The 8,188-nt window shown below is 69.2% G+C and carries 11 protein-coding genes; 8 read left to right on the forward strand and 3 right to left on the reverse strand.

From position 1 onward, the window contains the following. From D7X74_RS36295 to D7X74_RS36310, 4 genes are all read left to right on the forward strand, one after another. Window positions 1-362: hypothetical protein (locus D7X74_RS36295; protein WP_120537562.1), on the forward strand; the 362-nt coding region annotated here is incomplete at its 5' end. Between the two features lie 661 nt (window positions 363-1,023). Then, window positions 1,024-2,961, forward strand: coding sequence for a TonB-dependent receptor (locus D7X74_RS36300; RefSeq protein ID WP_199741980.1), 1,938 nt, complete (start codon window positions 1,024-1,026; stop codon window positions 2,959-2,961). A gap of 53 nt (window positions 2,962-3,014) precedes the next feature. Continuing rightward, complete coding sequence (locus D7X74_RS36305) at window positions 3,015-3,740, forward strand: hypothetical protein (protein ID WP_120537571.1); 726 nt, start codon at window positions 3,015-3,017, stop codon at window positions 3,738-3,740. Next, window positions 3,737-4,564 (forward strand): hypothetical protein, encoded by an 828-nt coding sequence (locus D7X74_RS36310; RefSeq protein ID WP_120537564.1) that lies wholly within the window; start codon window positions 3,737-3,739, stop codon window positions 4,562-4,564. The genes D7X74_RS36305 and D7X74_RS36310 overlap by 4 nt, the downstream gene beginning before the upstream one ends. Before the next feature lie 57 nt (window positions 4,565-4,621). On the opposite strand, the gene D7X74_RS36315 is transcribed toward D7X74_RS36310, so the two are convergent. Further along, window positions 4,622-4,816 (reverse strand): hypothetical protein, encoded by a 195-nt coding sequence (locus D7X74_RS36315; RefSeq protein ID WP_120537565.1) that lies wholly within the window; start codon window positions 4,814-4,816, stop codon window positions 4,622-4,624. 215 nt (window positions 4,817-5,031) lie between these two features. Between D7X74_RS36315 and D7X74_RS36320 the strand changes: the two genes are divergently transcribed. From D7X74_RS36320 to D7X74_RS36330, 3 genes are all read left to right on the forward strand, one after another. Further along, window positions 5,032-5,454 carry a hypothetical protein gene (locus tag D7X74_RS36320; RefSeq protein ID WP_120537566.1) on the forward strand — a complete coding sequence of 141 codons (423 nt, stop codon included), beginning with the start codon at window positions 5,032-5,034 and terminating at the stop codon, window positions 5,452-5,454. A 148-nt stretch (window positions 5,455-5,602) separates the two neighbouring features. After that, entirely contained in the window at window positions 5,603-5,947 is a 345-nt protein-coding gene (locus D7X74_RS36325) for a hypothetical protein (protein ID WP_120537567.1), read from the forward strand. A 71-nt stretch (window positions 5,948-6,018) separates the two neighbouring features. Then, window positions 6,019-6,930, forward strand: a complete 912-nt coding sequence (locus tag D7X74_RS36330) for a lipopolysaccharide assembly protein LapB (RefSeq protein ID WP_120537568.1) — start codon at window positions 6,019-6,021, stop codon at window positions 6,928-6,930. Between the two features lie 3 nt (window positions 6,931-6,933). On the opposite strand, the gene D7X74_RS36335 is transcribed toward D7X74_RS36330, so the two are convergent. Then, window positions 6,934-7,233, reverse strand: coding sequence for a hypothetical protein (locus tag D7X74_RS36335; RefSeq protein WP_120537569.1), 300 nt, complete (start codon window positions 7,231-7,233; stop codon window positions 6,934-6,936). Window positions 7,234-7,263: 30 nt separating this feature from the next. Here D7X74_RS36335 and D7X74_RS36340 point away from each other — a divergent pair, with 30 nt between their 5' ends. Next, window positions 7,264-7,464 carry a SlyX family protein gene (locus tag D7X74_RS36340; protein ID WP_120537570.1) on the forward strand — a complete coding sequence of 67 codons (201 nt, stop codon included), beginning with the start codon at window positions 7,264-7,266 and terminating at the stop codon, window positions 7,462-7,464. 9 nt (window positions 7,465-7,473) lie between these two features. On the opposite strand, the gene D7X74_RS36345 is transcribed toward D7X74_RS36340, so the two are convergent. After that, on the reverse strand, window positions 7,474-7,917 hold the full coding sequence (locus D7X74_RS36345) for a hypothetical protein (RefSeq protein WP_199732969.1): 444 nt from the start codon (window positions 7,915-7,917) through the stop codon (window positions 7,474-7,476). Between the last annotated feature and the right edge of the window lie 271 nt (window positions 7,918-8,188).

An 8,188-nucleotide genomic window follows, 5' to 3' on the forward strand; every position in this document is an offset into this window, starting at 1 on the left:
GTCACGCCCACGTGCACGGGTCCGGGGGCCACGTCCACCGCGAGGCGGGTGAAGCGAAGGCCGCTTGCGCAACCCCGACGGCGGTGGCGAAGCGGTCCTTGTCGCAAGGGCCGGCTGCGTCCCAGGAGAAGCCGGCCACGTGCGCGGCGGAGACCGGGCAGAGCGACGAGGAAAGGCAGCAGGGACACGGACACCGGCATCTGACGGGTTCGGTGGAGCACCTGTTGGCGGTGGCGGCCAGTTGGACGGTGTTCCTGCCGCCGACGTTGCGGTGGGTGTCGTGGCGGGTGGAGCCAGCGCGAGGACCGGAGTGGTCACCGGGACAGCGACTGCGGTCCAGCGCGATGCCGCAGGGCCCGTAGAAAAACCAGCACCCTCCGCACTTCCGTAAGGACTTGTCGCGAGCATGGGACCCGTCTGGCCTGGGCCAGACAAGGGCCATGAGCGCGCTTCGCCTCGCCATGTCTTTCATTGCGTCCCGGGCGTGCGTCGAGTCGCGCACCGGGGACGCGTCGTCATTCCCTCGTGCCGATGCCTCCCGTGCTCATGTTGATCATCGCAATCGCCACGCTGTCGTCATGCCTGCACGCGCTGCCGCGCCCCAGTCAGGCAGCAATCCAAGCGGAGGCAAACGCGTACGCGGTGGCCGGAGTCGCGCCGACACAGGGGATGGCGCAAGCCGAAGGGCCTGCCAGCACACAGACCCCGAACGGTGTCTCCGGAAGCGGATTCGCAGGGACGCAGCGCGAAGCGACGCAAGGAACGCCAGCCGCCACCGCCGCCAGTGGAGCAGGAACCCCGCCCCTGACGGCCACCACCACCGAGCCCCGCGTCCACGACCTGCCGACACCCGCCACCGAGCCGCAAGCGCAAGACTCCGCACGGATCACCGAGCCGCAAGCTCCCGCCTCGGAGCAAGCCACCGAGTCACAAACTCCCGTCGCTGAATCCTCCACCCCCGCCTCGGACGCACTCACACCCGAACCCCCCATCCCGGAAGAGGGCACGAAGAAGCGCTCCACGGTGGTGCGAGGCACGCGCCCCGCGCGAAGCGCCTCGGAGGTGACCATCGGCCGGGACATCCTGGACGCGGCACCGCGCACGAACGCGACGGACGTCCTGCGGGTGGTGCCAGGCCTCGTGGCCTCGCAGCACAGCGGCGAGGGCAAGGCGCAGCAGCTCTTCCTCCGAGGCTTCGACGCGCTGCACGGCCAGGACGTGGAGCTGAACGTCGGCGGCCTGCCCGTGAACGAGGTCAGCCACATCCACGCGCTCGGCTACGCGGACACCAACTTCATCATCCCGGAGCTCGTGCAGTCGCTGGAGGTGACAGAGGGCTCCTATCGCGCGTTCCAGGGAGACTTCGCGGTCGCGGGCACGGTGCGCATGGACCTGGGCGCGCGGGAGCAGGGCGTCGAGTTCGCGGGAACCCTGGGCCAGTTCGGCCAGCGCCGCCTCGTCGTGACGGTCCGTCCCGGCCAGGACCCCGGCACGTTCGCCGCGGTCGAGCTGGGCGAGGCAGACGGCTTCGGCCCCCAGCGAGGCTACGGCCGGGCCTCCCTCCTCGCCCAGGCCAACGTGGACCTGGGCCACGGCCTGAGCGCGAGGATCCTCGGAGGCAGCTACGTCACGCGCTTCGACTCGCCCGGAGTGGTGCGAGAGGACGACCTGGAAGCAGGCCGACGCACGTTCTACTCCGGCTCCTTCCCCCGTCAGGGCGGCACGGTGTCCCGGCACCAGCTCCTCTTCAGCGTGGACCTGCCGCGAGAAGGCACCGCGCGCACGAGGCTGGAAGCGTTTGGAATCCTCTCGGACCTCAGGCTGCGCAACAACTTCACCGGCTACCGCGTGGACGACCGGGGCGACGGCCTGGAGCAGACGAACGGAGGCTCCATCCTGGGCCTGCGCGCCGAGCACCGCCGACAGGTCACCCTCTTCGACCAGCCCGTCTCGCTGGAGCTGGGCCTGGGAGGCAGGCGCGACGGCATCCAGCAGACGCAACGCCGTTACCGTGAAACGGACGGCACCTTCTTCGCGGACGAAGTGGACGCGGAAATCACCCAGACGGATGTCTGGGGTTACGCCGAGGCCAGACTCCCCCTGGGCCGCTGGGCCTTCCGCCTGGGAGGCCGAGCCGACGCCCTGGGCGTGGAGGTCTTCGACGCGCTCGCCTTCCGGGACCCGCGCTTCTATGACGGCCAGGGCTACTCCCGCAGCGCCTTCGGGGTGCACTGGGGGGCGAAGGCAGGCCTCGAGTACTCCCTCACCGACACCTGGGCCCTCTTCGCCAGCTACGGCGACGGCTTCCGTTCCCCCCAAGCACGAAGCCTCTCGGAGGGAGAGCGAGCCCCCTTCGTGGACGTGCACGGCGTGGAGCTGGGAACCCGGAACGAAAGCGAACGCCTGTCCTTTCAAGCCAGCCTCTTCGGCTCGCAGGTGGAGGACGACTTCTTCTTCGACCACACCGTGGGCACCACCGTGTTCACGGGGGAGACCCTGCGCACGGGCATCTCCGCGGCGCTGCAGGCACGCCCCCTGCCGGGCCTCACGGCCGCGCTGAGCGCCACCCTCGCGAACGCGACGGTGACAAAGACAGACGCGAGACTGCCCTACTTCGCGCCGCTGGTCGCGCGAGCGGACCTCGGCTGGGAGCGCCCGCTCCCGGGCATTGGCGCCCTGCTGTCCCTGGGCACGGGGCTCACCCTCATCGGTCCCCGCCCCCTGCCCTACGACGAGTTCAGCCACACCGTGTTCCTCGCGGACGCGCAAGCCGCGCTGCGAAGGGGCGCCATCGCCTTGCGGCTCGACGTGAAGAACCTGCTGAACACGCGCTGGCGCGACGGCGAGTTTGTCTACAGCTCACGCTTCGACCCATCCACGCCGCCCAGCCTCGTGCCGGCGCGGCATTTCACCGCGGGGTCGCCACGCATGGCCTCGCTCACCCTGGAGGTCCACCTGTGAAACACGAAACAACTGCCCTGCTGCGAAGCACCCTCGCGGTGGCCGCGGCCCTGATGAGTCTGGGTTGTGGTGGTGACACGAAGACGGAGGCGGAGCGCCGCACGTTCAGCGTGTCGATGACGTCGCTCCCCCCCACGGCCCCCAACGAGCACGGATGGACCATCACGCCTGAAGCGGTCCAGGTCTCGGTGGGCACGGTGCGCTTCTTCGAAGGCCGGGTGCTGTTGTCACGCGCCCCGCGCTTCCACTGGTATTCGCTCATCGGAGGCACCGCGAACGCGCACCCGGGCCACTACGTGCCCGGAGACGCACTGGGCGAGGTGCTGAAGGTCCAGACGGTGGACCTGCTGGCCGGAGGCGCTGTCCTCGGAGACGCCAACGCCGTCACGGGCTCGTATGGCTCACTGGAGCTGACGCTCGCGACGCCCACGGCGGCCACGGACATGCAGAACGTGCTGGGCGGCCACCAGGTGCACGTCCGGGGAACGGCGAGCCACACGGCGGGCGCCACCGTGCACTTCGACGCGACGGTGGACCTGCCCAAGGCCATTGAAGGCGTGCGCTTCGAGCGTGAAATGAAGCAGGAACCCGGCGCCGTGAGCATCGCGGTGGACCTGGGGAAGTGGCTGAGCCGCATCGACTTCGCCACCGTGTCGCTTCCGGACGCGGCGGGCGTTTCCACCTTCCCCGCTGACAGCCAGGCGCAGAACGCCCTGGTGCGCGGCGTGGAAGACACCAGCGCCTACGTCGTGACGTGGGTGGAAGGAGCAGCGCAATGAAACAGTGGCTGATGGGAATGTCGTGTCTGGGTTTGCTGGCCTGCTCTTCGGGTCAGGGCAACGTGGCGTTCACGGCGTACGGGGAGGACTTCATCGAGAAGGAGATTCCCGCCAGCGCGTTCGAGGACGGCTGGACCGTGCGCTACGACAAGTTCCTCGTGAAGCTGGGGGAGCTGAAGGTCGCCAACCAGAAGGGTGAAGTCGCCGCCGAGCAGACGCCCGCGAAGGTCTACGACGTCCACCGTCCGGGCCCCGTGAACGTCGCGGCCTTCAACGACCTGGCCTCCGAGGAATGGGATGAGGTCAGCTACGCCATCGCCCCCGCCACGGACGCCACGGCCGGCAACGCGGACGCCGAGGACGTAACGCGGATGAACGCCGAAGGCTGGTCCGTCTACGTCGAAGGCACCGCGACGAAGGGAGCCGTGTCGAAGCGCTTCCGCTGGGGCTTTCCCACCAACACCCTCTACGAGCACTGCGAGAACGAGGACATCGGCAGCGGAGTGACGGTGCCCAAGGGCAGCACGGAGACGGTGCAGCTCACCCTCCACGGCGACCACCTGTTCTTCGACGACCTCCAGTCGCCGGACGCGAAGATGCGCTTCGACGCCATCGCTGCTGCGGACAGCGCCGGCGTTGTGGGTCCGGACGGCGAGGTCACCCTGGATGAACTGGGCACGGTGGGCCTGACGTCGCTGCCCGCGAACCAGTACGGCACGGGAGGCGCGGGCAGCGTGCGCACCCTGCGTGACTTCGTGACGGCGCTCGTGCGGACCGTGGGGCACTACCGCGGCGAAGGCGAGTGCTCGCCGCGCGTCCGCTAACTACTGAAACAAGAGGGGCCGGCGAGCAACCGACGCCGGCCTCTCGCACCACCGCGCTCAGCGCTTCGGAGAACCGTTCCCGCCCGGCATGTCACCCTTGGTCCCCGGCGACGGCGGCTGGGGCTGAGAGTGCGGATGGTTCGGGTTCATCTGGTTGGAGCGGTTGTCCTGGGTGGCCTTGTGCTCCGGGCGCTCGGGGTTCTTCGAGTGCGAGCGCTGGTCATTGGGGCTGGGGTTCTTGTTCTTGCTCATGGTTCTTGAGGCCTCCGTGCGTCCGGGCAGACGTGTCCGGACGAAGAGCACGGTAGGGAGGCGCTCCCTGGAAGCGCAGGGGCCCGAGGGCGCCCCGCACTGTCGGGCACCGGTCGCTCGGGCTCGCATCCCCACCCCGGCAGGGCCTGACGTCCGTCTGCCCGGATGCGGACCCGAGGACGGATGCCTACTCCTGACCCAGGGAGGTACGGCGCGTGAAGACAGTGACCTACGAGCGCAGCGGTCGGACCAACACCGGGGCCCAGGCGCTGCGAGTAGAGGGCCTGAGACACCTGCGCGTCCTGGAACAGGGCGAGCCGGTGGTGGAGCGCGACCTGACGTCGGAGGAGATCCGCCGGCTGACTCCGCTGCTGGAGACACTCCAGCGAGAGCCCGAACCCGCGACGCTGGCGCCCCAGGCCGGAGGCCCGGACGGACTGGCGGTGACACTGGCCTTCGAGGACGAGGAGATACCCCGCCTGCGGCTTGCCACCGAGCGGCTGCCCGCGAAGGGCGCCGGGGGCGGATATGATCGCCTGCTCGCGGAGCTGGACGCATTGCTGACCGCGGAGCTGCACGCCCGGGCGCCGCGCCATGCCCATGCCGTCCTGCCGCACCAGCTCCGCCACGATGAATGACGGACGCCGAATGACGGACGCCCACCCGGCCCCTCAGGGCCATCCGGGAGGGGCGGGATAAGCCCAGGGCAGGCGCGGAACAAGTGGGACAGCAGGGGGGCGACCGGGGTCGGTTGCCGTGACGGCCCGCTTCTGACAGACAAGCATCATGAAGCGCGTGCAGTTCTCCGTGCACCGCACGGTCGGAGAGGCGCGGATGCTGGCGGGCGCCCTGGAGTCGGCCGGTCTCTCGGTCGAGGTTCGGGGTGAATCCCTGGCACCGTTGAGCGGAGAGATTCCCAGCACCGAGGCCTGGGTGGAGCTGTGGCTATGGCCGCAGGAGCTGGAAGCCGGCCGCCAGGTCCTCTCCGAGCTGCAGGCCAACCAGGAAGCGTCGAACCGTTCGGTGACCTGCCCCCGGTGCGGTGAAGAGAACCCGGCCAACTTCGAGCTCTGCTGGAGTTGCGAGCTTGAACTTCCCTCCGGCCTGCGCTCCCACCTGCGAGCCGTCTAGTCTAGGGAGCCGCCATGACCGAGCCCACGAACGGGACAGCGGAGCGTCACGACCGGCGCTGGACTCGGGGGATGCGAGGCGTGCTGTGGGTGTCCGCGGTCGCGCTCGCCATCCACCTCATCCCCCTGTTCCTGCCCCGGAACATGCCCGAGCAGGAACTGGCCATCGCCCGCGCGACGGAGGACATCGACACCCGGCTGGGCTTCCTGGTGCCGTTGAAGACCAACGACAAGGCCACGGCCCAGGACCTGCGCACGGCGGCCGAACTCCTGCGGGAAGGAGCGCCAGCGCAGGCCCACGACCTGGCCGTGGAAGCCGAGCGAAGGGACCCGACGGCGGTGGAGACCCAGCTCCTGCTCGCGCGCATCTGCGACCTGGAGCGGATGGGCCGCTGCGTGGAGCAGGCCCTGAACAAGGCCGTCCAGTTCGCGCCCGCGGACCCCCGAGCGGACCTGCTCCGGGCGGACCTGAGCGAGCAGAAAGGCGACCTCGCGAGCGCCACTGACGCCCTGGCCCGCGCCCACGAGCGCATCCCAGGCGATCCTCTCATCGGGGTGCGCTACGGACGGCTGCTCAGCCGCATGGGGCAGCCAGACGACGCGCTGAAGGTCTTCTCCACACTGGAAGGCAGGATGCCTCCGGCCCGGCTTCTGGTGGAACAGGGGCTGGTGCTCAGCCGGCAGGGGCGGAGCCGGGAAGCCGTGAAGCTGTTGCAGCAGGCGGTCCAAGCCGATCCGAAGCTCGCGGAGGGCCACTTCCAGCTCGGGCTCGCCTGGGCCCAGCTCGGCAACGATGACGCCGCCGAGGAAGCGCTGCGACGGGCGGACCGACTGAACGTCGAGGACACGCGGCCGCTGGCCACGCTGTGCACCCTCCAGGTGAAGGCCGGACGGTTCGAGGGAGCCCGCCAGACCCGCACGGACCTGGAGCGGCGCTACCCTCAGCGGATGGACGCCATCCGCGAGCAGTGCCGGCTGCCCTGAACGTCAACGAGGCTCCTGCCCCCGAATCTGGCGCAGCATCCGGGCGGAGGCGATGACCGGCGCATCCACGGAACCGTCGGCGCGTTCAGTCCGGACCACGGCCTGGAGGAAGGGGATTGCCTCTTCATCCCGGCCCTGTTGGAAGAGCAGCTCCCCCAGGGCGAAGCGGGCCTGGGTGAGGAGGACGAGGTCCTCCGCCGCAACGGCCGCATCGATGGCGTCACTCAGCGCGGACTCCGCCAGCTCGGGCTGCCCCCGCCCGAGCCACTCACGGGCACGCTGAAGGTATTCGAGGGTATTCATGGGGCAGCGTTCCCCGCGGAGAAGACGGCAATGGAAGACAAGCGCCTCATCGAGCTGGAAATCCGCTACACGCAGCAGCAGGAGCTGTTGCAGGAGTTGAGCGACGTCCTCTACCAGCAGGGACGCGTCATCGACGCGCTCCGGGCCGAGGTGGACGGCCTCAAGCGCAAGCTCGAGGCCGAGCCGGGCCTGGTGGACACCCGCCAGCAGGAGCGCCCTCCGCACTACTGATGCTCTGCCTCAGAACTTGTAGCCGAGCCGCAAGCCGATGATGGGATTCGGGTCGAGGTAGCCCACCTCGACGCCGATGCTCGCGGCCTTCCCCTGGAGGCCAAAGCCGAAAGCCGCGTGGGCCTTGAAGGCATCCCCCTTGAAGAAGATCCACGGCCCCACCAGGCCCTCGATGTAGACGGTCCGGCCCACGTTCGCGCGCAGGGAGATGTCCAGCGGAACGCCAATCACATTGCCGTCCGTCACCAGCACCGCGCCAAAGCGAGCGCCCACGAAGATGGGGCCCGCGACGTGGCCCTCGACGCCCAGGGTGAAGTTGAAGGCCGCGCTGGTATCCACCCAGTAGTCCGCCCCCACGCCCAGCCGGACGCCAGCAGCAGCCTCTGAACGGGCGGGCACGAGAAGGAAACCCAGCGCGAGCAGACCGGCGGCGTAGATTCGAAGCAGATGCATGCGAGAGGCTCCTGTCCAGCAAGAGGGGGAAGGAATGCCACTCAAGCAAAGCAGGCAGGGGCAAGCCAGCCTCAAAGCCAGACCCGGGGATGTTTGCATCACGCCGGATCAATCCACGAAGACGCACGCGCCCAGACCCGGCGCAGCCCGCAAAGACAAAAGCCCCTGGCGCCTTGCGGCACCAGGGGCTTTTCAAAAAGAATCCGGCAGCGACCTACTCTCCCACGCGGTTTCCCGCGGAGTACCATCGGCTCTGGAGGGCTTAACTTCC

It is taken from the genome of Corallococcus sp. CA047B, assembly GCF_003612065.1.
In the GTDB taxonomy this organism is placed as follows: Bacteria; Myxococcota; Myxococcia; order Myxococcales; family Myxococcaceae; genus Corallococcus; species Corallococcus praedator.